Source organism: Mesorhizobium sp. M4A.F.Ca.ET.020.02.1.1, from assembly GCF_004022645.1.
Lineage (GTDB): Bacteria > Pseudomonadota > Alphaproteobacteria > Rhizobiales > Rhizobiaceae > Mesorhizobium.
Genome location: NZ_RZOI01001393.1, coordinates 1 through 460 on the forward strand (window position 1 = coordinate 1; position 460 = coordinate 460).

1 pseudogene is annotated in these 460 nt (G+C 64.6%); it reads left to right on the forward strand.

Annotation, left to right across the window (positions count from 1 at the left end):
• A pseudogene (locus EN742_RS37320) lies at positions 1-460 on the forward strand (hypothetical protein); the annotation flags it as partial.

Genomic DNA, 460 nt, shown 5'->3' on the forward strand with positions numbered 1-460 from the left:
GAGCTCGAGCTCCTGGTGCATGTGCTGGAGAAGGCCAAATCGTCGCCCAGCCGGCTTTCCGCCTATGCGCTGGAGCAGGTCACGCATGCGGTGGTCGACGGCAAGGGACCTTTGATGCTGGGCTGCCAACTGGTTCCGGGACTGGTGGCCAAGGCCGAGGTCGCTCTGTTGCGCCGCATTCTCTACGCCTATGGCGGCGACGGCAACATCGCGATCACCCGCGCCGAGGCGGACGTGCTGTTCAGGATCAATGAGAGCACCGCGGCGGCCAGCAACGACCCGTCCTGGAACGAGCTGTTCGTCAAGGCGATCGCCAATTTCGTCATGTGTTCGGCCGGATACGAGGCGCCGACGCGCGAGGTGGCGCTGCGCCAGGAGAATTTCCTCGATGATGCCGAGCCCGGAATCGGTGGCTTTTTCGGCCGCATGGTATCGGGCGGCCTCGCCGGCATCATGGAAG